Source organism: Paenibacillus sp. Marseille-Q7038, from assembly GCF_965111595.1.
Window position 1 is genome coordinate 2,637,565 of sequence record NZ_CBCOOM010000001.1, and the last position, 23,012, is coordinate 2,660,576.

Sequence of the window (23,012 nt, forward strand, 5' to 3'; positions counted from 1 at the left end):
TCACTACATTTACAAAAAGTCTTGCTTATCTACGTTTACGGCTGTTCTTGACCAGTGTCATACGCCTAGAATGACGTAACCAGGAATAATAAGTTTTGAGATCTCGAAGTTCCATCGTCTCCGACATTCTTCCGAGAAACGTTACAATAATCATTTTGTGAAGGGGATTACCCGTAATATCATATTCACCAGGTAGCTCCGCGAATTCCGCAACCACGACAAGATCGCCATCAATTAAATATACATCTTGTTCATTTCGATAGTAAGGTGAGATCCTGTTCTGTTTGAGGCATTCCCACAACCATGCTGCAATGTTCTCAAAATCATTATTATCTTGTCTGACTCGGTCAACATATCGAAGTTTCGCATGGTTCGTTATGACAATGTCAGCCACTTTTTTATCACCCAGAGCCACAAAAAAAGGTTCATAGGTGCTCCAACGCTGCATTAACTTGTCACGCATGGGATATCACTCTCCACAAGATAGGTCTTTCTATCTACATATTTATCCAATATATTACATCATAAGTCCTGGAATCTCAAGTTGAAAATTAAGATCCTGTCTCAAAAATCCTAAATCCTGTAATTTCGAATCGTTCGGCTAAGTCACTAGCACTATTTATTCAGGCACATATAAAATAACAGGAGCGACCAAAGGTGGGCCGCTCCAATCTATAACCTATTCAAAAAGTCAGCATATACCTTGTATCCGTTAACCGATACCGCCATAAAAGCTGGTCTTATCCGGAATATCTTTGCTATATTCCGTCTTAATTTCATTGCGATAAGATCGTTCTATTTTACGTACATAAGAGAGTTTACGCACGTTCTTCATTGTATCTTCCGCACGTTCAGCGTTCACATACATTACAACATAATGCATTTTCTTAGAAATATAATGTACGGTTCCATACTTATCTAGATTGCGCGCAGCCTTTACATCACTTACCCATATGATATATCCTGTTCGTTCCGCAAACATGCGAATTTCACCTCTTTTGTAGGATTTGCATCTCTTTCTATCTATTGCAAAATCCTCTTACCAGAATTCAATTCTGGCAAGCGATTCTATACATATTAACCTCCGCAGCCGCAGCTTCCACCGCCGCCACATCCACCTTTTGGTGATGGGTTATTACTTGGTACTTTAATTGTGCTTGATACGGAGAACGCAATCGTTTCAGACATTTGATGGAATAGGCTATCGAGCTGTTGCTCCGCTTCTTTGAAACGAATCACTTCTTCGAAAGTCTCCAGCTTGTCTTCTACTGCCTTCACTTCATCTTTGGCACTATGAAAGTTTGGATGGAAATGACCAAAACGTTGTGTTTCAGCAAACAATTCCTTCTTATCTTCGAGTCTACGTACCCACTCTTGTATTTCTGGATTCGAACGAACCCGCTCTTTCCAATATAAATAATCTGAAACCAACGTGGATTCGTTGATCATATCGCCCAGTTCATAGGCGTAAGTCAACACTTGGGCCATATCGACCGTGTTAAGTTCAGATACGCTCATGAAATTCATCCCGATCTATAATAAAGTTCCACTTCCCTGAAAAATATGAAAAGCGGACTATAACCTATCATAACATACCCGATTGTTCATAAGAAGAGTTTTGTTCCTAAACCCTCTCAGGATTTTACTTAATTTGGTAAAATGAGGGTGAGTTTTGTCCATTCAGCAGGTACAAGTGTGCGCTGCTCAGCTACTACTCTGTTTGGACCAGGGAGCAGCCAACCATTTACAGCCCATGGCTCGCCTTTTCCAATCGATTCAGGAATAAACTCCTGCTTGTCTCCCTTCATCTCCACTCCCATTCGTATACGCCAGTTGATGGCCTGCTGTACCAGCTGTTTGGCTGTAGATGGATGGTACTCTCTCCATTCACTTACCCACATCTTCGGTACCTCTGTTATATCTGGCATAATCAACGCTTGTTCCCGGTCCTTGTTTACCACTTCATAGTAATGAAGATTTCGGCCTGTGTATACAAATCCCTGCCTTCCTTCTTCATTGAAATGGATAAATGGATTCTCCTCTACAGATGACATCAAGACCTCGTCTCCTAAGGAAACAGCCGGATATTTCCTTTCTTCTGTATCGATTCCTTTAACTGCCTTTACTGGGGTGAGTCCCATCATCGTTAGTTGCTTTCGTACTTCTGTCACTTTGTCACGCTCAAGTATGAAATGCAGCGGTCCAATTCTTTGTAAAGACGTATTCCAGGATGGATATGACTCAATTTTATCTGCATCCTGCATATTTTCTGTGCTTAGCAGCATGACTTGTGAAAAAGAAGTTCTTCCGAGTTCACTCCCCCACTGTTTCAGTGCCAAGAGAACATTCTCAGGAATCGATCCTTGTGCATACCGAGTGAGCCATTCCAGCACCAAAGATGGAGTAATCCCCACTTCAGCACCTTCACTTAGTCGTTCTCGCGTTAGTTTATAGATGGTCATATGATCTCGTACCGCAAGTTCAGCACAGCCTTCTAGCAGCCACCTTATCGAATAAGGCGCATCAGGAGGCACAATCACTTCAAAATCAGGCTGTACAAAGATAGCCGGCTGTGTAGAATGCTCTGTATTTTCCAAGTCATAATCGATAGGATTCGTCCACCGAAAGTATAATGCTTCGCCCGAAGCAGCCGACATTCCTGTATCTCCATAACCGAATGCAGCGAGCAGCGTGACCCATCCTTTTGCATAACTTTGGAATTCAGCAAGATCCTTTTCGTTAATTATACTGACCTGAACAAATCGCTGACAGATCTGATCAACGCTCAGCCACTTACGAGCATCTTTACGGCTAAATAAGGTCAATAGATAGCGGAAATGCTGCAATCCAGCCTCTCCTGAACTATAGCGTTCCATCATTGCGTTATAGATATTTCTCTCCATTTGTTGTCTATTTAACTGCACCCAACGGGTTACATAAAATTCATCCAGTCCAATTTCGGCCTCGTATTTCTTGGCAAGTCCGAGAGTAAATGCCACATCAAGCAGTACGGCTACCTGTACAGGATAAAGCTCTGGATGGGCATAGGATAATTTCAACGCTTGGAAGTCCGTACTTCTTAGTACCGTCAAATTTTCAATTTTAGTGATCGCCTTTTTATGTATCGTCCCTTTTGCTGTCAGCGGAACACTGTGGATCGCAATGTAAGAAAGCAGGTGAAGTATTTCTCCCGCAATATTAGGCTTAGCTTCCATGGCAACTTGTATGTTTCCTGATGAACTGTGGGATATTTCATCATGAAATAAGGGTATTACATACTCCTCCGTCAAAAAGAGATGATGCCGGGATGGGATAAAATAGATGTGTTCTCCCCATGTTTTTTTTGCAGCATCAATCCAGCCTTTTTTGCACAAACCAAATAACGCTATATCCAGTTCAAGTCCGCTCATTTTCCCAGCAAATAATCCGGAAAGTCTCTCCATTTGAAACGGATTTCCGCCAAACTCTAAAAAGGTTGAATGTAGAAATTGAGCTTCATTCGCTGACAAATCTATATCTTCTAATGGTGTTGTAGTTTCTCCATTCTTCAACCCGAGGCTACCTCCTTCTCGCCTGTTACGTGATATTCATATCCCTGTTCAATTAAAAAAAGTTGTCTTTTTAGAGCAAAATCCTGTTCTTTTGAATTTTCCGAAACCAGCGTATAAAAATAAGCACGGTTATCTCCCTCTTTGGGCCGCAAGATGCGCCCTAGCCGCTGAGCTTCTTCCTGACGTGAACCAAAACTGCCCGAAATTTCAATCGCTAGCGCAGCATCCGGCAGATCAACAGCAAAATTGGCTACTTTTGAAACAACTAACACCGTAATTTCTCTTTCTCGAAAAGCAGTATACAGTCTGGAACGCTCCTGTTCACTTGTTGCTCCTGTAATGAGTGGAACACCGAGTTCTTTGGCCATTGTCTTCAATTGTCCAACATATTGTCCGATAATGAGAGCAGGAACATTTGGATGTAAATCAAGCAGTCTTTTTACCACCTTAATCTTGGCTGGATTCTCCGCTGCTAATCGGAACTTTTGTCTACTCTCCGCGTACATGTAGGCTTCCTTAAGTTCATCGGACATGGGAACTCGCACTTCATTGCAATTCACCTCCGCAATCCAGCCCTCCTGCTCCAGCTCTTTCCAGGGCAATTCATAACGTTTAGGTCCAATGAGTGAAAATACATCTTCTTCCCGTCCGTCTTCTCTAACGAGCGTTGCTGTAAGCCCGAGTCTTCTGGTCGCTTGGATGTCCGCGGTTGCTCTGAACACTGGAGCAGGTAAAAGATGAACCTCATCATAAATAATCAGCCCCCAGCTACGTTCTCCAAACAACTTCATATGCGTAAACTCGCTTTCCTTCGATTTGCGATGGGTCATAATTTGATAGGTTGCCACCGTCACTGGCTTGACTTCCTTACTATGACCAGAGTATTCACCAATTGATGCGGCTGGAATCGTCGTCTTCTGTTCAATCTCACGAATCCATTGTCTTACCGAAGTCGTATTCGATGTCAGAATAAGCACTTCTGTCTGTAGTCGTTCCATAACCGCCATTCCAATGATCGTCTTCCCCGCTCCACAAGGCAGCACAAGGATCCCGCTTCCACCAAACCCGTCTTTCCCTTCAAAGGCAGTAGCCGCTTCGATCTGGTAGTCTCGAAGTTCAAAAGGTTTGTTATTTAACGAACTATCTGGGTTCCTCCACTGAAAAGAAAGCGGGCTTCCGTGTTTATATCCTGCCAGGTCCATTACCGGGTAACCGAGCCTGGTAAGATCTTGCTTCAACAGCCCTCGGTACTTGCCAAGCACCTTCAGTTCGGTATCCGATAATCTGCTGAGCTCATAAACAGTTAGTGATGTATGTGCTAGAATTTCTCCCAGCAGATCGGTATCTTCACTAACCAGCCGAAAATCTCCTGACCGCTCATCCGCTTGCAGGGTCAACTTACCGTATTTCTCAATGAGCTCCCTGATTTCTTGCGTAAGCGATGCGGGTACATTCCAGCGGGACACTGATTCTAATCTGCTAAGGATATCATCAGCGGAATAACCTAAGGCAGCAGCGCCCCACAGTGTGAGCGGCGTTATTTTGTATGTATGAAAAGCAGGAGGGCTCTTGATTAGCTCAGCAAAAGGAAGAATGAGTTCTCTCGCTTTTTCTGACTCCGGATGGGCCGTCTCCAGCAAAATGGTAAAGTCACGCTGTACAATGCATGCATGATGTGAGTTCATAGATGGTTACCTCCTTTATATCCAGTATTTCCTTTCAGGCGTACGTTTATATCAATCATAGATCTCTCATCTAATCTAAAATACAAAGAAAAAAGTTCATCTATCACCCTTCCGGCGAAAATGAACTTTTTCTTGTTTATCATAGTATACAGGACCTTCGGCTAGTTCCCAAATTAATGAGAGGGTTCAGAGATGTCGGTAAGAGCACTGCCGGCATTATTCTGAAACGAAGACTCCGTTGCGATATCGCCCAGGGACAAGATACCTACGAGTTCTCCATTATCAACGACAGGGAGCCTACGAACTTGATGCGCAGCCATCATTTTTGCCGCCTCATCTATAGAAGCTGTTGAATTCACTGTATGCACATCCGCAGTCATTACTTCACTTACTTTCGTAGAGCCCGGATTTTTTGATGCAATCCCGCGCAGAACAAGATCTCGGTCCGTTACCACACCTACTAGTTTCCGATGATCTTCTTTTTCCACAATCGGAATAAACCCTGTATCATGTTCTTTCATATTCAGTGCAACATCATATACATGCTTGTCCAGCGACACCGGAACGACATTCGTGGACATCACATCAGAAACATTTTTACTCATAAGACGCCTACTCCTCATCTATAAGATCTAACTATATTCGTGCTCTTTCGTTAGAGTACCCAAATAAACAAGTCGCATTCGTTTTCTGTCATAAACTGATAATATTACACTCTATCGTATTCTTTTACGTAGTCTTTCGTCATCTGAATAAATAGTTTCATGGCATCCAGCATCGCACTTTCATCAAAATCAAATCTCGGGTGATGATGTGGATAAACTGCATTTAATTGCTCATTCCCCGCACCAACAAACATGAAACAACCTGGTTTCTCATTCAAGTAGTAGGCAAAATCTTCAGCAGGCATCATCTTCGGCGCTACGATCGCACGCTCTGCACCGAACTCTTCAGAAACCACTCTAAAAAATCGTTCTGCCTCCTTCTCATCATTAATGACGGGCGGATAACCCATGATGTATTTGATCTCCGCCTCCGCACCATACGCGGCAGCGATCTGATTCGTTAGTGTATGTATACGTTCTTTTATAATATATCTCGTTTCTTCATCAAAGGTACGGACCGTTCCACTCATTTTATATGTTTCGGCAATTACATTCTGAGCAGCCCCTGCCTGAATAGTTCCAATCGTCAGCACAGCGGGCTGAAGCGGATCGACCGAACGACTCACTATACTTTGCATCTGCAGCACAAGGGCAGATCCGGCAACAATGCTGTCAATACTCGCCTGAGGTACGCCACCATGCCCTCCTTTACCTGTCAGCTGGATATAGAAGTCATCAGCACCAGCCATCATTGCCCCCGAAGTACTCGCATACGTACGGACAGGCATGGGAGACCATAAATGAATGCCATAAATCACATCTACCTCTTCCAAAGCTCCGCTAGCAATCACCTTAACTGCCCCTCCCGGAAGAAGTTCTTCTGCGGGTTGAAACAAAAACCTGATCTCTCCAATAAAATCATCTACATGTTCACTCATATAACCGGCCGTTGCCAGCAGCGTTGATGTATGTCCATCGTGTCCGCAGGCATGCATTACACCATCGACTTGCGATTTATAGGGAACTGACTTTTCATCTTGAATAGGGAGTGCATCCATATCTGCTCTTAGCATCACTACAGGCCCAGTCCGCCCTGAACGCAAGATTCCAATAACCCCGTGTCCTCCTACATTTGTAATGACTTCAAGGCCAAATGAACCTAGATGTTCAGCGATAAACTTTGATGTTTCAGATTCCTGAAAAGAAAGTTCCGGGTGCTGGTGAAGATGACGTCTCCACTCTATCATCTTGCCGAGCCATTCTTCATAGGTATGCTCTATTCTCACGCTCTCCACCCCTTCAAATGATTTGTTAATTAATTGTAGCAGAATTTATACGTAAACGATATGAAATGGAAGGTTGTGGAAAGCTTGCACATGCTGAGGAAACATACTAATATGAAACTAGAAATGTAAGGGAGATTTTTTATATAAGGAGGTATGGTCGTCAATGATATTTGAAAACACAGGCCTGGACGGTTTGAAAAGTGATCTGGCGTACATGGACGAAAGTGCCGAGAAAGTCGGATTTATTCGTTGGCAGTGGGAATATTACCGCGCTACATACGACTACAAAATTGAGGACAACAAGACAAAAAGCGAATATTTCTTACGCATTAATACACGGGCAATCGAGGGCAAACTAGAAAAACCAGACACCATTCTTTCGGTAGAAGCTGTTTATATCGGAAGAGCAACATTCCCCCATGGACTAGAGTATGAGAGCGAAATTCCTTCTCCAGTTCTGAATGTGGCTAATGAGAAAATAAAAGAACTAAAGGAACTGCTTGAAGCTTAGGCACTATGAAATCTATGAAAAAAAATACAGCTAGGCCTCAGAGAAAAGGTTTGCCTGATTATCAGCTACTGATCCTCACCTTGCTGCTTACCGGTTTCGGACTGGTTATGGTTTACAGCTCGAGTTCCAGCATTGCCCTCATGTCTGAAAAACTCAACTTTGACGCACTTCACTACACGAAAAGACAAGCGGCATATGCCATACTCGGCGTTATAGGCATGTTCGTTGCTATGAATATTCCTTTTGCAAAATACAAGCAATTATATAAACCCTTATTTTTTATTACCATTCTGATGCTCGTTGCCGTTCTATTCATCGGAGTAGAAATCAATAATGCCAGAAGTTGGTTTAGCCTTGGAATTGGAACTTTACAGCCTTCTGAGGTTGCCAAAATATCGATCATTCTGTATCTAGCTGCGCTTATTACTAAAAAAGGCGAGCGTTTCCGAGATCTCAAAACAGGATATATCCCGGTGATGATTATTGTCGGCTTCGTGGCTGGACTCATCATGCTGCAACCTGACTTTGGTTCTACCTTTATTCTCGTTGCAACCTGCGGTCTCATTATTTATGCAGGCGGAGCAAGTATGAAGCACATCATGGGATCGATCGGACTGCTTATTCTTGGTGCTGCCATTGTCATGGGTGCTGGTTATCTTGTGGATTTGATGTCCGGGAATGTATCGGGAAGTTCAAACAGCTATAAGATTGCACGCTTTCAGTCTTTTCTCGATCCATTTCATGATGAGACCGGCGCTTCTTGGAATCTGGTTAACTCACTTACAGCCATCGGGACAGGCGGCTTTACGGGTACAGGGATTGGCCAAGGGGTCATTAAGCTCCACTATTTACCTAATGCATTTAATGATTTTATCTTTGCGGTTATTGGTGAAGAACTCGGATTCATCGGTACTTCTATTTTCCTCATTATTTATGTTTATTTTATCTGGCGAGGGTTTACGATTGCACTTCGCTGCAAGGACATCTTCGGGACACTCGTTGGCGTCGGTATTATGGGGCTTATTGCGATTCAGGCCTTCATTAACATCGGTGGCGTTACTCAAACGATCCCCGTTACAGGGGTAACCCTTCCTTTTATCAGTTTTGGGGGGACTTCTTTAATCGTAACCATGGCAAGTATCGGGATCATGCTGAGTATTTCCCGGGAAAATAATCTGGAAATATCTCAGGAAACGGTTAAATCCGTTCGAACGGTAACGGAAGAACGACCATCCCCTGCTCTTGTCACGCGGAATTCGCAAAAACGACGTAGCTCACGATCAAAATAATAAAAGAAGGACAGTATCGGTAATACCGAGACTGTCCTTCTTTATGCGGCTTTTATGCCATCCATTATGATAGGTAAGATCTAAAAATTGTAAGATAAGATAATCATCTTATTGTTCGTCGCCCCGGAAGGATACACCTTCTACCTTCACATTCACTTCAACAACTCGAAGACCGGTCATACTCTCTACTGCCTCACGTACATTCTGCTGAAGCATCCGGGATACTTCGTGAATAGGTGTCTCGTAAAGAACAATAATGCGGAGATCAATGGCTGTTTCCGTTGTTCCTACTTCTACAGTGACACCCTTTTGCACATTTTTTCCGCTGAGGCGTTTGGCCCAACCTTCAGACAAACCTCCGGACATTGCTGCAATCCCCGGAGTTTCTAATGCTGCAAGCCCAGCAATTTTTGCTACAACATCATTGGATATCCGGATGTCGCCTGTTTCGATTTTTAGCTGTTCTGACATGCCATATCCTCCTTTGCTTCTTTATAAGATATTTTAATGCCTTTGCCCCCCAAATTGCAAATAAAAGTGCCATCTGCATACGTAGGCAATGAAATCAATTTCATAATTCAGTGATATAACAAATGTTTTATAATAAATGTTTCATATTACGCATGAAAGGGGGAATATAGTTATGAATTATTATCCAGCTTTGTTCTTACAGGTTAAACATTAGAAAAGGAGACTACATATGAGTAAAGTTAGAACCTCGTTACTGATCATCACATTTATACTAAGTGCTGTTTCCCATTACCTTCATTTTGATCCGCTTATTCAGTTTGTCCTATCTGCCATCGCGGTAGTCTTTGTAGCTGGATTTCTAGGAAAAGCCACAGAAAATGTAGCTCACTATGCAGGGGAACGACTAGGAGGATTTCTCAATGCCACTTTTGGAAATGCAGCCGAACTTATTATTGCTATCTTTCTCGTAAAAGAAGGTCTATATGACATGGTAAAAGCAAGTTTGACCGGTTCTATTATCGGTAATTTACTGCTTGTGCTTGGGCTTAGTATTTTTCTCGGAGGCACCAAATTTAAGGTTCAGAATTTCAACCAATCCCTTGCGGGAATGAACGGCTCTCTTATGATTGTTGCCGTCATCGCCCTGTTTGTTCCAGCTGTATTTTTTAATACCCATACAATTACTGTCCCTCAAACCGAAACCTTGAGCCTCATTGTAGCCGGTATTCTCATTGTTGCCTATATCGCTTGGATCATTTTCTCGATGATTACACATAAAGACATCCTTGCAGAGAACGTTGCTGAAGGAGAAGCTCATGAGGAGCCAGCCTGGTCTAAGAAAAAATCGATTACTTATCTTGTACTCGCTACAGTGATGGTTGCTTTTGTCAGTGAATGGCTTGTTGGAACGCTGGAAACCCTGACTGTTCGATTCGGCCTAAGTGAAGTCTTTGTAGGCGCATTCCTTGTAGCCATTGTAGGTAACGCAGCTGAACACAGTGCAGCAGTCCTTCTCGCTATGAAAAACAAAATGGGAGCAGCTGTTGAGATTGCAGTAGGCAGCAGTTTGCAAATTGCGTTGTTTGTTGCACCCGTACTCGTCTTTACTAGTTTCTTTTTTGGAAACACCATGGATATCGTATTTACAACAATTGAACTGGTAGCCATTGGGGTTGCCGTCTTTATCTCCAAATCGATTATTCAAGATGGATCCACCAACTGGTACGAAGGGCTTCTTCTTATGGCTGTCTATGCTATTCTTGGAGTATCGTTCTTCCTAATTTAAGCTTATATACAAAAAAAGCATGCATCTCTAATCTGCATGCTTCTATGAAAAGATGCCAGGAGCCTACTCCTGGTTTCCTTTTTTATTAAGTGCTTCGTACAGGACAGCAAGATTACGTTCGAGTTTGTTTACCAGCTGTTTACCTGTATCGACCGGAAGAAGACCTGCACGAACTGCAAAATCAACCTCTTTTGAAAATCCGAACACTTGCGTATCCAGTACTTCCTCATAGAGAGGGCAATAACGGGTTGCCAGGTTCTCCATCTGAACTTGAATCAGTTTTTCTATTTTATATGCATCTTCTTCAAGAAGACGAATTGCTTTGGAATTAAGTTGTTCTTGCAGATCTGATGAAGTCATGCACTCTTCCCCCCTACGTCCAGAATCTTGTACGACAATCTAATCTTAATATTAGACGAAAACCGTTCTCAATACAAGAAGCATCTAAAAAAAGCATCTTTGCCAAATAGGGCAAAGATGCTTTTACTTCTGTATCGCTATTATTCTTTTGCTAGCGAAACAGTAAGTCCATGTTTTTCGAATACTTCAGATAACTCTTTCTTTGCTTCATCCGCATCTGGTCCATGAACATGCAGTTCATAGTTTTTGCCGCCAACAAGCGTGGTAAACAGTCCCAGAATGCTCTTCACATCAATGTACTTTGTGTCAGAGTGGAGTACAATGGAAGAAGCGAATTTGCTGGCTGTTTGCGCGATCTCCACTACTGCCGCATTATTATTCGACATAGGAATCCCTCCGTCTAGTGTAAGAATATTCTATTCTATATAACCACTAACAATATACATTGAATCCGCTTTCTTAGCAACTATATTTTCCATCTACTTGCTAACGCAATTTGTTTTAAACCAAGTTTTCCGGATTCAGTCCTTGTAGTTCCGGGATGACGAAAATGCCATCTTTGCGAATAAGAACATCATCAAAATAAATCTCCCCGCCACCGTACTCTGGACGCTGAATAAGTACCAGATCCCAGTGAATGGATGAAGTGTTTCCGTTATCTGTTACATCATATGCCTGCCCTGGCGTAAAATGAAGACTTCCTGCAATCTTTTCATCAAACAGGATATCTTTCATCGGATGCAGAATGTGCGGATTAAATCCAATAGCAAATTCACCGATGTAACGTGCACCCTCATCTGCGTCCAGAATTTCATTCAATCGTTTTGTATCATTACTTGTAGCTTCTACAATCTTACCGTTCTCAAAACGGAATTTAATATTCTCAAATGTAATCCCATTGTATAACGTAGGCGTGTTATAGCTGATTGTCCCATTTACAGAATCACGAACGGGCGCGCTATATACTTCCCCATCCGGAATATTTTTCTCTCCAGCACATTTCTCTGCTCCAATGGATTTAATGGAGAAATGAAGATCGGTTCCCGGGCTAACAATGCGGACTTTATCGGTTTTGCGCATCAGCTCAGCCAGTGGGTCTTGTGCTTTGTCCATTTTAGCATAATCTAAATTACATACCTTGAAATAGAAGTCTTCGAATGCTTCTGTACTTGTGTTCGCAAGCTGCGCCATACTTGCATTCGGATAACGAAGTACTACCCACTTCGTACGCTTCACGCGTTCTTCGCTATGTACTGGGTGAGAATAAAGTGCATTGTACATTTTCATTTTTTCTTCAGGCACATCAGCTAGGTCGTTTGCATTTTCACCAGCGCGGATTCCGATGTATCCATCCATAAGTTCCATACGCTTTAGGTCAATCTCTGCCCATGTTCTCAGTTGTGCTTCAGTTGCACCAATCAGCATCGAACGGAGTACCGTTTTATCTGTCAGCTGAACAAACGCATTACCGCCTGCTTTACCGATTTCTTCAATTATTGCATTCAGCAGGTCGCGTTCTGAACCGATCATCTCCACGAGAACATTTTCCCCTGGTTGTACATTCACAGAGTAACCAACCAAATTTTGAGCGAGTTTTTGAATTCTTGGATCTTTCATTTAATATATTACCTCCTTCATGTAGTAAAGCTTCTATCGTTGTCTAACATTTCCATTGTATCACGCAGTTTATCTGATGGGATACTTCATGTCAGCACGAGATTACTTGTAGTGATCAAAATATACATCCGTCACAAGAAGTTCCTTAGCGGCTCCTTCTGCTTTTTGGTAACGAATCTCGCTTTCAGAAGACAATCTCAGAGGAAGATTTGTTTTTTTATCAATCAACAGGTGATATACGAGTGTAGCTTGTGCCTTTGTCAGATAATCATCCAGCTTACTTTTCTGCTGTTGATACAGGGTATTCAGCTCCTTCAAGCACTCACTGCGTTTATCATCAGGAACAGAACTTGTGAGGACAGGAAGTTCACTACGAAGTTCCTGCATTTCCTCTTCAAGCTGATTACTCAGGTACATTACTGCTTCTTCACCTTCAAGTTCGATTCTGATCATCTGTTTCCCTCTCGGGACACCAGGCTCCGCACGTAACGTTTTGTTATTTATTTGTTCAATAGCTTCTAATTGGGCTAACGGATTCCAGCGTACTACCGCTGGTTTTGTTCCGTCTAAAGTCTCCACTTTCCATTCTTTGTTTGCCCTTTTCAAAGTAAGTGATCTTGTTTTCGTATCTGGACTGCTCGGAGATAACTGACTCTCAACCACCATCTTATTATGATTAGTGAGCGTTCCGGAATATTGATATTCGGTATCAAATAATCCATGATCATCCGTTCGAATGGCCGCTTTTCCGCGAAACCTCATCTCTTCTTTACCAGCTAACCCTGTTAATGCACGTTGAAAGATTTCTTTTGGGTCCTCTTGATACCTATAAGCACACCCAGTTCCTCCGAACAAAACAGCGGTGCATAGGATTACTATCAAGAAACGATATAATGATCTACACATATCAACCCAACCTTTCCCCTCATTTTTCGTTAGGTTTGCCTCAGTGTCCAACTTGTATCCATAAAAAAGAGCGTCCTCCTTTTTAAAAGGAAGCGCTCTTTATCTATACCTATTTTTATTTTCAATACAAACTCGATTTTTACCGCTGTTCTTCGCTTCATATAGAGCCATATCTGCACGGTAGAACAGTGATTCAACACTCACTTGATCATCAAGCCAGCACCATTCTCCAATTCCGCAAGATACCGTAATCGAAGGAGAAGTCTGTTCTGTGATTTGTACCCTGATGTTTTCTGCAATAATCCAAGCTTGCTGCGCACTGACCTGAGGTAAATAAATGGCCATCTCTTCCCCGCCCCATCTTGCACACAGATCATCTGGACCTCCATTAGAGCGAATGACATCACTTACCTGGGTGAGCACATTATCGCCAATCTGATGACCATAAGAATCATTTACTTGTTTGAAATGATCAAGATCGATGACAATCAGCGAACCACAGAAGTCACTGTTCTGTCTTTCTTCTATCATTCGGTCCATATAATGTCTTACGTATAAACCGGTTAATGCGTCTACTGTTGCCAGTCTCTTTACTTCTGCATGAAGAGTGGCATTCGTAACAGCAAGTCCAATATGAACACCCAGCATATCCATGAAACGAAAATTATCGTAGGAGAAAAACTGTTTATTCTGATGTGTTACTAAAATGGCGCCCTCCACCTGTCCGTTTATGCGTAGGGGTACGGCCATCATAGATCTGGAGCTTGTTATATCCATTAAAATAGAGCTTGGACCACTATGTTTTTCATAGTCGAAAATGATAATAGGTTCTCCTGTACGGTACACCTCACCGCTGATCCCGTAGAGTGAGTACTTCTCTTGTCCTAACGAAGGCAGCGTTGAATTCAGAACACGGAACTGTTGATCTTCCGGATCAAGCTTAAGGATACAGCAAGCTTTCGCCTTAAAAATACGCATTAGCTGCTGCACAGCATATTCATAAATGTCTGCTAGCTGCAAGCTCTGATTTATTCTTTTGGTTAACTCATCTATCATTCGAAGTTCTTGAATGAGTGTATTCGATTGCTGATGCATCTTAGCATTCTCGTAAGCTGTTCCAGCCGTATCAGCCATCATCACAATAAGCTGGATATCCACATCCTCTATCAGTTCTCTGGGAGCTTCAATATGGAACACACCGTATGTCCCCTGCTTCCCTCTAAAAGGAATTCCAAATTCATATTCTTCCAGCCCAAGCGGCTGAGAAATCATTCTTTCTTCGGTATAAGCTGTAGCACATACTGGATTGTATTGCCCTTGTAAATACAGCGGTTTGATCCGCGGGTCTTCTGTAATTCCATCTTGTGACATATATAGTGTCAGACGAGCTCCTGGGAACAGAAAAGCTACGCTGTCAAACACCTCTTCCAAAACGGTTTGAACATCCATTCGATCATGCATACGCTGTACGATTTGAAAGAGAATGGAACGTCGTCTATTTTCTTTTTCTGTTGTTTTATGAATATCCAGCAAATCGGACAGAAAGCGGCGCTCAAAATGACGATAAAAGCTAGATTGATAAAAAAGTTTCGCAGCTTCCAGTACTTCGAGGATACCTTCTCTAACTCCTGGCACAGCTACGCACAAAACACCAAGCTGTTTTCCTTCAGCACGCGTCTGTAGCGGGATCGTATATACATAGTAATGCTCGTATTCTGAACGTGTGGATTGTTTTGGATAAAGTCTAATATTTGTCTCTTCTTGCTCAAGTACTTGGAATACAGCTTCTTTTATAGGAGAAAAGAGTTCTCCGCTTTTAGCCACACATAATTTACTGCTGTTCCACAATGAAAACACCGAATGCTTTAAAGAAGGGATACGCTTAATTTCATGATTCCATTCTTTAAAAGCCTCACGGAGCAAACGATCATTATATGCAGAATCAAAAGCGCTAACATCAAGATGATCCAACCATTCATCTTTTTCATTCCAATAACCTTGTTCTTCATGTAAAAGAGGAGGCGTAAAAGTTTGAATGCCTCGATCGGAATTCTTTGAGTTACGTGCATTATAGAAAGTGGTATGTAATTGTTCTGTCATATAGGCGCTCCTTTGCACCTTTGGTGACCCAGCAAAGTTACGGGTCACAAGCAAAAGGCATGGTCGATTCATATCACATGGATCTGTTGAGATAATTATATGTTCTTACTTTTTAATATTAAAGTATTTGATGGTTTAAATTTAAGATACAATCTATATTACTCTCTTTACTGGCACTTTGCATCTTTTTTAAAGAAATCCGCACTATGTTTTTAGGTCTAATTACCTATCGACAAAAATAGACGAAATTCTACTTTTGTCATTCTCTTGACTTCGTGCTCTAATTTAATATAATATATATTGTTGAACAAGACTGTTATGGTCTTAAATTTGGGCGTAACGTTGTGTCACCCTCACAGCTCTTTGTTGCTGATTGAACAGCGGCTGAACTTTTCAATCGGTTGTATGCCTCTACTTACAGGTAATACGAAACAAAAAGCGGCGCAAATAGAGCCCCATCTGATAATTTATAATAAAAGGAGTTACTCTAAACATGGCACGTTACACTGGTCCTAAATTTAAAATAAGTCGCCGTCTCGGCATCTCTCTCAGCGGTACAGGTAAAGAATTGGCAAAACGCCCTTTCCCTCCTGGTCAACATGGTCCTAACCAACGGAGAAAAATCAGCAACTACGGTATGCAACTTCAAGAAAAGCAAAAATTGCGCCACATGTACGGTTTGGGTGAAAAGCAGTTCCGTACTTTGTTTGCTAAAGCACAAAAAATGCAAGGTATCGCTGGTGAGAACTTCATGTTCCTACTAGAATGCCGTCTTGACAACTTGGTTTACCGTCTTGGTTTTGCTAACTCCCGTGCAGGAGCACGTCAATTGGTATCTCACGGACACATTACTGTTAACGGTAAAAAAGTAGATATCGCGTCTTACGCTGTAAACATCGGTGATGTAATTGGACTTCGTGAAAAATCTCGCAATCTTTCTTCTGTAAAAGAAGCGATTGCTAACCGTTCACATCTTCCTGCTTACGTTGAGTATGACGAAGCAGCTCTTGAAGGCAGATTTATCCGTCTTCCAGAACGCGCTGAGCTTTCTCAAGATATCGACGAGAAACAAATCGTCGAGTTCTACAACCGTTAAGATCTGAGTCAAGTTTTAAATCCCCTGTGCTTTATGCCAGGGGATTTACTATATGAGAAAAAGCTACAGATGAGAACAAAAAAACACCCGAATCCGTTTGAATGGTTCGGGTGTTTTTTCCTTTTTTATAAAGAGTATACATTTGATAGCATCCGGCAAAAGCAAGACTTCTTCTGTGTTAGGCTCGCTCATTTATGTTAATGCTATACCATAAATCAACAGATTTACCCTCAAATAGTGTATTACAAGTACATATTCTGAGCAAGGATGTCAATTTCCGATCCTTACCACCATTTGCGGGGATTCAAATGGCTTAATTTATGCTATAATAATGCCTGTTAAAAGGAGGAAAGCATTTGATGGTTGATGATCAGAATAAAAAACCTGAAGAGAAGCCTTCCCGCAATCGTTTTTTCCGCAGGCTGGGTAGCTTTGTGAAGTGGGCTTTCATATTAGGCCTCATGGGTGTTCTATTTGCAGGTGGTGCACTAACAGGTTACATAGCTTCTATTGTAAAAGACGAACCCGTTCGATCAAGAGCTGAAATTGAGCAAGCGATAGGGGAAAATGCACTGACGGGTTTTGCTTATTTTGCTGACGGGTCTCCTATTGGTCAACTTCGGACCGAGGAGGATCGGCGAATCGTAGAATTTGAGGACATTCCTCAAAAGGTATTAGATGCAGTCGTATCGATTGAAGACGATTCATTCTATGAGCATAAAGGTGTCGACATAACAGGAACACTTCGTGCAGTAAAGGAACGTTTACTAAACGAACCCGTACAAACGGGAGGAAGTACCCTCACTCAGCAATTAGCTAGAAGAGTATTCCTTAATCTGGACAAAACAGAGGACCGAAAAGTAAAAGAGATCTTATTGTCCCTTCGATTGGAAAGATTTCTAACGAAAGATGAAATTATAACAGCCTATCTAAATAAGGTTCCTTTCGGAAATGGATCAAGCGGATATAATGTCTATGGTATTAAAGCCGCTGCCAAGGGGATTTTCAATATTAACGATCTCAATGATTTAAACATTGCGCAAGCTGCTTATTTAGCAGGCCTTCCGCAGCTCCCTTCTTCTTATTCTGCTTTTAACGGAAAAGGGGATTTCAATGAGAAAAATTTCAATAATGCTCTAGAGCGACAAGAACGTGTCCTTGGACGAATGCTTGCTCTTGGTAAGATTACTCAAAGTGAATACGATGAGGCAATGGCTTTTGATATCAAGTCTTCGCTTGCACCAAAAGTAGCCAAAGCGTATAACACCTACCCTTATCTGATGCTTGAAACGGAACGTCAAGCTGCGAAGGTGTTGATGGAAGTACTTTATCCAGAAGCTTCGCAAAACGGTGGAACAACCGCTGAACAATTGGAAGAGGCTCAGATTCAGCTGCGTACCGGAGGTTACCGGATATATACGACAATTAACAAAACCGTATACAAAACAATGCGCTCGATCGCTGAAGATGACAGTAATTTCTCTGCCTATGATGAAAACAAAGGTCTTGAGCAAACGGCATCTATGATGATTGATCATAAAACCGGGAAAATCCTCGGTATGATTGAAGGCCGTGATTTTAACGTAGAGAATATGAACTATGCTACTCAGATGGTGAGACAACCTGGTTCTGCAATGAAGCCGATTGCTGCGTACCTTCCTGCCTTAGAAGAAGGTCTGATTCAGCCGGCATCTATTATCGATGACTCACCGATCATTCTGAAAGACGGCGGCAAAGGATTCCACATTCCTAAGAACAGTAATGGAAGATACAGTGGGCTTGTTACCGCAAGATATGCACTTAATCAGTCTCTAAACGTTCCTGCTCTGAAATTATTTAATGAAGAAGTCGGAATGAAGAAAGCTTGGGATTTCGCTAAAAATCTTGGAATCACTACACTTACTGAAAATGACTATGCGAACGCAACAACAGGTGTGCTCGGAGGTCTGAGTCATGGTGTAACCGTAGAAGAATTAACGAATGCTTATGGCGCAATTGCTAACAATGGTGTATTCCATGATGCCTACATGATTGAAAAAATTGTGGACTATAAAGGTAATATTGTATACAGCCACGAAGCAGAGCCTAAGCAAGTTTTCTCGGAACAAACGGCTTATCTTATGACAGATATGCTCCGTACTGCAATCTCAGACGGAACAGGGAAAGTCGTAAGAGATAACTTTAATAAATATGGCGATATTGCTATAGCAGGTAAAACAGGAACAACTCAAAATTACGGCGATGTGTGGTTCGAAGGGTATACACCTGATGTTACACTCGGCGTATGGGTTGGTTACAAGACACAAGCGAACACGCTGGAGACGAAAGCTCAGAGAGAACGTGCTCGTAAGCTGTGGGCTAAGATTATGAATGAAGTTTCCGAACAAGAACCTGATTTGTTTACAACCAAATCATTTACGAAACCGGATGGTATTACAACGAAGACCGTGTCAGCTTATAGCGGTAAACTTCCTACTTCGGCTACGGACAAATTTGTGACCGACCTATTCAATACCAAATATATACCAACCGAATATGATGATGCTGTAGGTAAAGCGAAGTACATCACTTATAACGGAGTAAACTATATTCCAAGAGATGAAACTCCTTCGGATATGCTTAAAGAACAAACCGTGGTCAAAAGAAAACGTGCGATCTCCGATCTCATTAAGGATTTGCAAGCTGCATTCAAGAAAATGAGTTCACATGAGCCGCTTTCCTATTATTTGCCTACGGACGCGGATGACGACATGCCTACAGAAGTCGATCCGCGCCGGGACGATGGCAACGCTCCTGATGCCCCAGGGAACGTCAGAATAAGCGTTAGCAATGATAATGCGGTAATCACCTTTAACAGAAGTTCAGCAAGTGACGTCGTTGGTTACAGGCTGTACCGAAGCACGAACGGTGGTCCATTCCAGAATCAAGGCAAAGTTGTACTTGCAGGTAACTCAACAACCTTTACTTCCTATGCAGGCGGTGGTGCCCAGTTTTACATCGTAGCTGTGGATGTAGCAGGAAGAGAGTCAGCGCCGAGTGCTGTAGTCGGCAGTACGGCCCCTACTCCACCGCAGGAAGAAACACCCGATGAAGGCGTGATTGAAGTTCCTGGTGAAGTAGTAGAACCGGATGAACATTCTGGGGAAGATAATAATATAGATCAGCCATCAACTGCTGCTGTTCCTTCTGCTCCTAGCGGAGTGACTGCTGCAGCTACCGATCAAGGTATTACGATCTCCTGGGCTGCACAAGAAGGAGTATCTAGCTTCCATGTATACTACAGTGAAACGGGCCAGGAACCGTTTCATGAAGTAGGTACAGCAAGCTTTACTTCCTTTAAATATAACAATGCGGCAGCTACTGGAGCCTTTCGGGTAACGGCAGTCAATGAAGCGGGCGAATCCGCCCCTTCTGCTGCGGTTAGTGTAAGTCCATAGGATCATCGATAATAAAACAAAAAGCCGAGCATACAGGGATCCCCCCTCGTGCTCGGCTTTTGTTATAGATCTATAAAAAAGTCATGCTCCATAAAAAGAGCCATCTGCGATAAGGCAGATGGCTCTTTTGTCCGTGTTAGTGAACTACTCCTTTAGTCTTCTATCGTTGAAAGATCCCCTGTGGGTAAATCCAGTTCCCATGCTTTCAGTACCCTGCGCATAATTTTACCGGATCTTGTCTTAGGCAATTTCTCTTTAAATTCAATTTCACGAGGTGCAGCGTGCGCAGATAAACCCTCTTTTACAAATCGGTAGATCTCATCCTTTAGCTCTTGTGAAGGCTCATATCCTTCTCTCAGCGCTACAAACGCTTTAATGATTTCCCCTCTTACAAGATCCGGCTTACCGATTACACCCGCTTCTGCAACCGCGTGATGCTCCAAGAGCTTGCTCTCTACTTCAAATGGACCGATACGCTCACCCGAAGAGTTGATCACATCGTCTATTCGTCCTTGGAACCAGAAGTAACCTTCATCATCCATATAAGCAGAATCCCCTGAAATATACCAGCCCGTTATTCGGAAATACTCCTCATACTTGGCATCATTATTCCAAATCTTTCTCATCATGGATGGCCAAGGTGTCTTAATGGCTAGATTGCCCATAGAGTATGGAGGCAGTTCTTCCCCTTGGTCATTAATAATAGCAGCTTCGATTCCCGGTACGGGTTTACCCATTGAACCTGGTTTGATGTCCATTCCCGGATAGTTACAGATGAGCTGCCCGCCTGTTTCTGTCATCCACCAAGTATCATGAATCCGCTGTTTATAAGCTTTGGTTCCCCAGCGGACCACTTCTGGATTGAGCGGCTCTCCTACCGATAACACATGACGGAGTGTCGATAGATCAAATTGTTCAATGACATCCTCTCCTGCTCCCATGAGCATCCGGAAAGCAGTAGGCGCACTATACCATACGGTTACTTTATTCTTAACAATCGTTTGGTACCAGTCCTGTGGACTAAAACGTCCCCCGCGGATTACATTCGTAACTCCGTTCAACCAAGGAGCAAAAATTCCATAAGAAGTTCCTGTTACCCAGCCTGGATCTGCTGTACACCAATAAATATCGTCTTCTCTTAAATCAAGAACTACCTTACCTGTATAGTAATGCTGAAGCATGGCATTGTGTACATGATATACCCCTTTAGGTCTACCTGTAGAACCAGAGGTGTAATGAATGAGCATTCCATCTTCCAGCGTCAACCATTCCGGTTCAAGTGAGTCTGAAGCCGCAGCCATCTCTGCATCATAGTCAATGAGCCCTTCTTCTTGCTGCGTGCCTCCGCCTATTACAAAGATATGTTTTAAAAGCGGTAATTCATCACGTTTAATTCGCGGCAGCAGTTCTGGGGTTGTAACTAATGCGATAGCCCCGCTGTCTTCCAAACGGTCTTTTACCGCTGTTTCCATAAATGCTTCAAAAAGTGGGCCTACAATTCCTCCCACCTTGAGTATACCGAGTAGACTAAGGTAAAGTTCAGGACTTCTCGGCATAAAAATAAAGACACGATCGCCTTTTGAGATGCCGTATTTGCGCAGCACATTCCCAAATCGATTAGAACCTTCGCTCAGATCTAAAAAGCTGTACTTCTCATCTCTATGAGCATCACTGTACAAGAGTGCGGTTTTCGCACCTCGTCCTTCTTCGACGTGACGATCAATTGCTTCATAAGCCATATTAACCTTGCCTGTCTCATTCCACGTAAAATGCTTTTTTACCTCTTCCCAACTAAACTGAGCGCAAGCCTGATCGTAATCTCCGAGATTACTTCGTTCTGCGACAGTCGCGATGACTTCGTTCTGCATTTGACCCATTGTCTACTCGGCCTCCCCTAAGCTACATCTTCACAATGTACAAGTTCGTTAGCGCTTACAAAACATCAAATTCAATACCATCTACATTTATACCTTGGGAATAGTGATCCAATTGTGAATAAATTATGTCTGGATTATTATAGCATAAATTCCATTTTTCACACTATTCCTTTTCATTTTTTTGTATCTTTGCTATAAGTAGGGTATGACAAGTCAAAGGAGCACGAAAAACTGATGGAACATATCAAACAGCACAATGTCCACTCCTTTCAAAGGAACGGCAGGGAGATTGTTGTTGAAGGCCCAGTCCCTTCTTCCCTTTTACAGAGTTATCATATGCATCCGGATCTTGACGCTTTTCGAAGACCGAATGAGCAGCATGAAGCCCTTGTTGAAATTTCAGCGCTGGCTGAAGGGAGAATTATTCTTGCCCGTGAAGGCCAAACGATCATTGGATATGTCACTTTTCATTATCCCGATGAAATGGAACGTTGGTCTGAAGGAAGTATGAAAGATTTAATTGAACTTGGTGCCATTGAAGTTGCAGATGAATTTCGTTCTTACGGTATTGGAAAAATGTTAATTAGCACTGCTTTTGTACAAGAACAGATGGAGAATTATATTGTATTCACTACGGAATATTATTGGCATTGGGATCTAAAGGGAAGCGGTCTTTCGGTTTGGGATTACCGAAAAATGATGGAGAAACTGATGAAAACCGTTGATATGGAGTGGTATGCGACAGATGACCCTGAAATCTGTGCACACCCTGCTAACTGTCTTATGGTTCGTATCGGGAAAAATGTGCCTCTCTCTTCAAAAGAGCAATTCGACAAAGTACGATTCAGGCATCGTTATATGTATTAGATTAAAGAAAAAGACAGGAACCCCGAAGTTAATCCGAAATGTTCCTGTCTTTTCATTATTATAGAGGAT

Annotated in this window: 20 protein-coding genes; 6 read left to right on the plus strand and 14 right to left on the minus strand. The window is 42.4% G+C overall.

Annotated elements, in window-relative coordinates:
* Positions 1 to 25: 25 nt before the first annotated feature.
* From ACWPWY_RS12555 to ACWPWY_RS12585, 7 genes are all read right to left on the minus strand, one after another.
* Positions 26 to 463 carry a hypothetical protein gene (locus ACWPWY_RS12555; RefSeq protein WP_191799070.1) on the minus strand — a complete coding sequence of 146 codons (438 nt, stop codon included), beginning with the start codon at positions 461 to 463 and terminating at the stop codon, positions 26 to 28.
* 249 nt (positions 464 to 712) lie between these two features.
* Positions 713 to 982 carry a YlbG family protein gene (locus ACWPWY_RS12560; RefSeq protein ID WP_213529876.1) on the minus strand — a complete coding sequence of 90 codons (270 nt, stop codon included), beginning with the start codon at positions 980 to 982 and terminating at the stop codon, positions 713 to 715.
* Positions 983 to 1,077: 95 nt separating this feature from the next.
* The gene (locus tag ACWPWY_RS12565) at positions 1,078 to 1,518 is read right to left on the minus strand and encodes a YlbF family regulator (RefSeq protein ID WP_454191994.1); all 441 of its coding nucleotides are present in this window, start codon (positions 1,516 to 1,518) and stop codon (positions 1,078 to 1,080) included.
* 128 nt (positions 1,519 to 1,646) lie between these two features.
* Positions 1,647 to 3,551 (minus strand): helicase-associated domain-containing protein, encoded by a 1,905-nt coding sequence (locus tag ACWPWY_RS12570; RefSeq protein WP_454191995.1) that lies wholly within the window; start codon positions 3,549 to 3,551, stop codon positions 1,647 to 1,649.
* Entirely contained in the window at positions 3,548 to 5,236 is a 1,689-nt protein-coding gene (locus ACWPWY_RS12575; RefSeq protein ID WP_454191996.1) for a DNA repair helicase XPB, read from the minus strand. The genes ACWPWY_RS12570 and ACWPWY_RS12575 overlap by 4 nt, the downstream gene beginning before the upstream one ends.
* A 173-nt stretch (positions 5,237 to 5,409) precedes the next feature.
* Positions 5,410 to 5,841, minus strand: a complete 432-nt coding sequence (locus tag ACWPWY_RS12580; RefSeq protein ID WP_454191997.1) for a CBS domain-containing protein — start codon at positions 5,839 to 5,841, stop codon at positions 5,410 to 5,412.
* 104 nt (positions 5,842 to 5,945) lie between these two features.
* Complete coding sequence (locus ACWPWY_RS12585; RefSeq protein ID WP_454192879.1) at positions 5,946 to 7,088, minus strand: M20 metallopeptidase family protein; 1,143 nt, start codon at positions 7,086 to 7,088, stop codon at positions 5,946 to 5,948.
* 202 nt (positions 7,089 to 7,290) lie between these two features.
* On the opposite strand from ACWPWY_RS12585, the gene ACWPWY_RS12590 reads away from it, so the two are divergent.
* Both ACWPWY_RS12590 and ftsW read left to right on the plus strand, forming a co-directional pair.
* Positions 7,291 to 7,638: a YugN family protein gene (locus ACWPWY_RS12590; protein ID WP_191799064.1), complete on the plus strand. Its 348-nt coding sequence runs from the start codon at positions 7,291 to 7,293 to the stop codon at positions 7,636 to 7,638.
* A 14-nt stretch (positions 7,639 to 7,652) separates the two neighbouring features.
* Entirely contained in the window at positions 7,653 to 8,927 is a 1,275-nt protein-coding gene (ftsW, locus tag ACWPWY_RS12595; RefSeq protein ID WP_454192880.1) for a putative lipid II flippase FtsW, read from the plus strand.
* Positions 8,928 to 9,035: 108 nt separating this feature from the next.
* On the opposite strand, the gene ACWPWY_RS12600 is transcribed toward ftsW, so the two are convergent.
* Positions 9,036 to 9,398, minus strand: coding sequence for an Asp23/Gls24 family envelope stress response protein (locus tag ACWPWY_RS12600; protein ID WP_191799062.1), 363 nt, complete (start codon positions 9,396 to 9,398; stop codon positions 9,036 to 9,038).
* A 229-nt stretch (positions 9,399 to 9,627) separates the two neighbouring features.
* Between ACWPWY_RS12600 and cax the strand changes: the two genes are divergently transcribed.
* Positions 9,628 to 10,683: a calcium/proton exchanger gene (cax, locus tag ACWPWY_RS12605; RefSeq protein ID WP_454191998.1), complete on the plus strand. Its 1,056-nt coding sequence runs from the start codon at positions 9,628 to 9,630 to the stop codon at positions 10,681 to 10,683.
* 63 nt (positions 10,684 to 10,746) lie between these two features.
* On the opposite strand, the gene ACWPWY_RS12610 is transcribed toward cax, so the two are convergent.
* The 5 genes from ACWPWY_RS12610 to ACWPWY_RS12630 form a co-directional block, all read right to left on the minus strand.
* Entirely contained in the window at positions 10,747 to 11,043 is a 297-nt protein-coding gene (locus ACWPWY_RS12610; RefSeq protein ID WP_454191999.1) for a YlaN family protein, read from the minus strand.
* A gap of 140 nt (positions 11,044 to 11,183) precedes the next feature.
* Positions 11,184 to 11,429, minus strand: coding sequence for an HPr family phosphocarrier protein (locus ACWPWY_RS12615; protein ID WP_191799060.1), 246 nt, complete (start codon positions 11,427 to 11,429; stop codon positions 11,184 to 11,186).
* A 115-nt stretch (positions 11,430 to 11,544) separates the two neighbouring features.
* A complete protein-coding gene (locus ACWPWY_RS12620) occupies positions 11,545 to 12,660 on the minus strand; it encodes an aminopeptidase (protein ID WP_454192000.1) in 1,116 nt (371 codons plus the stop codon).
* A gap of 102 nt (positions 12,661 to 12,762) precedes the next feature.
* Entirely contained in the window at positions 12,763 to 13,566 is an 804-nt protein-coding gene (locus ACWPWY_RS12625) for a hypothetical protein (protein WP_454192001.1), read from the minus strand.
* Positions 13,567 to 13,665: 99 nt separating this feature from the next.
* Positions 13,666 to 15,666 carry a diguanylate cyclase gene (locus ACWPWY_RS12630; RefSeq protein WP_454192002.1) on the minus strand — a complete coding sequence of 667 codons (2,001 nt, stop codon included), beginning with the start codon at positions 15,664 to 15,666 and terminating at the stop codon, positions 13,666 to 13,668.
* 493 nt (positions 15,667 to 16,159) lie between these two features.
* Here ACWPWY_RS12630 and rpsD point away from each other — a divergent pair, with 493 nt between their 5' ends.
* The gene (rpsD, locus tag ACWPWY_RS12635; RefSeq protein ID WP_454192003.1) at positions 16,160 to 16,762 is read left to right on the plus strand and encodes a 30S ribosomal protein S4; all 603 of its coding nucleotides are present in this window, start codon (positions 16,160 to 16,162) and stop codon (positions 16,760 to 16,762) included.
* Between the two features lie 359 nt (positions 16,763 to 17,121).
* Positions 17,122 to 20,199, plus strand: coding sequence for a transglycosylase domain-containing protein (locus tag ACWPWY_RS12640; protein ID WP_454192004.1), 3,078 nt, complete (start codon positions 17,122 to 17,124; stop codon positions 20,197 to 20,199).
* A 152-nt stretch (positions 20,200 to 20,351) separates the two neighbouring features.
* Here the strand turns inward: ACWPWY_RS12640 and acsA are convergent, their stop codons facing one another.
* Positions 20,352 to 22,076 (minus strand): acetate--CoA ligase, encoded by a 1,725-nt coding sequence (acsA, locus tag ACWPWY_RS12645; protein ID WP_454192005.1) that lies wholly within the window; start codon positions 22,074 to 22,076, stop codon positions 20,352 to 20,354.
* Positions 22,077 to 22,310: 234 nt separating this feature from the next.
* On the opposite strand from acsA, the gene ACWPWY_RS12650 reads away from it, so the two are divergent.
* Complete coding sequence (locus ACWPWY_RS12650) at positions 22,311 to 22,943, plus strand: GNAT family N-acetyltransferase (RefSeq protein ID WP_454192006.1); 633 nt, start codon at positions 22,311 to 22,313, stop codon at positions 22,941 to 22,943.
* The last annotated feature ends 69 nt before the right edge of the window (positions 22,944 to 23,012 follow it).

Coding starts and splice junctions, on each gene's coding strand:
- ACWPWY_RS12650 (WP_454192006.1), top strand. CDS start 22,311: ATGGAACATATCAAACAGCACAATGTCCACTCCTTTCAAAGGAACGGC.
- ACWPWY_RS12640 (WP_454192004.1), top strand. CDS start 17,122: ATGGTTGATGATCAGAATAAAAAACCTGAAGAGAAGCCTTCCCGCAAT.
- ACWPWY_RS12560 (WP_213529876.1), bottom strand. CDS start 982: ATGTTTGCGGAACGAACAGGATATATCATATGGGTAAGTGATGTAAAG.
- ACWPWY_RS12590 (WP_191799064.1), top strand. CDS start 7,291: ATGATATTTGAAAACACAGGCCTGGACGGTTTGAAAAGTGATCTGGCG.
- acsA (WP_454192005.1), bottom strand. CDS start 22,076: ATGGGTCAAATGCAGAACGAAGTCATCGCGACTGTCGCAGAACGAAGT.
- rpsD (WP_454192003.1), top strand. CDS start 16,160: ATGGCACGTTACACTGGTCCTAAATTTAAAATAAGTCGCCGTCTCGGC.
- ACWPWY_RS12565 (WP_454191994.1), bottom strand. CDS start 1,518: ATGAGCGTATCTGAACTTAACACGGTCGATATGGCCCAAGTGTTGACT.
- cax (WP_454191998.1), top strand. CDS start 9,628: ATGAGTAAAGTTAGAACCTCGTTACTGATCATCACATTTATACTAAGT.
- ACWPWY_RS12580 (WP_454191997.1), bottom strand. CDS start 5,841: ATGAGTAAAAATGTTTCTGATGTGATGTCCACGAATGTCGTTCCGGTG.
- ACWPWY_RS12625 (WP_454192001.1), bottom strand. CDS start 13,566: ATGTGTAGATCATTATATCGTTTCTTGATAGTAATCCTATGCACCGCT.
- ACWPWY_RS12585 (WP_454192879.1), bottom strand. CDS start 7,088: ATGATAGAGTGGAGACGTCATCTTCACCAGCACCCGGAACTTTCTTTT.
- ACWPWY_RS12610 (WP_454191999.1), bottom strand. CDS start 11,043: ATGACTTCATCAGATCTGCAAGAACAACTTAATTCCAAAGCAATTCGT.
- ACWPWY_RS12615 (WP_191799060.1), bottom strand. CDS start 11,429: ATGTCGAATAATAATGCGGCAGTAGTGGAGATCGCGCAAACAGCCAGC.
- ACWPWY_RS12600 (WP_191799062.1), bottom strand. CDS start 9,398: ATGTCAGAACAGCTAAAAATCGAAACAGGCGACATCCGGATATCCAAT.
- ACWPWY_RS12555 (WP_191799070.1), bottom strand. CDS start 463: ATGCGTGACAAGTTAATGCAGCGTTGGAGCACCTATGAACCTTTTTTT.
- ftsW (WP_454192880.1), top strand. CDS start 7,653: ATGAAAAAAAATACAGCTAGGCCTCAGAGAAAAGGTTTGCCTGATTAT.
- ACWPWY_RS12620 (WP_454192000.1), bottom strand. CDS start 12,660: ATGAAAGATCCAAGAATTCAAAAACTCGCTCAAAATTTGGTTGGTTAC.
- ACWPWY_RS12630 (WP_454192002.1), bottom strand. CDS start 15,666: ATGACAGAACAATTACATACCACTTTCTATAATGCACGTAACTCAAAG.
- ACWPWY_RS12575 (WP_454191996.1), bottom strand. CDS start 5,236: ATGAACTCACATCATGCATGCATTGTACAGCGTGACTTTACCATTTTG.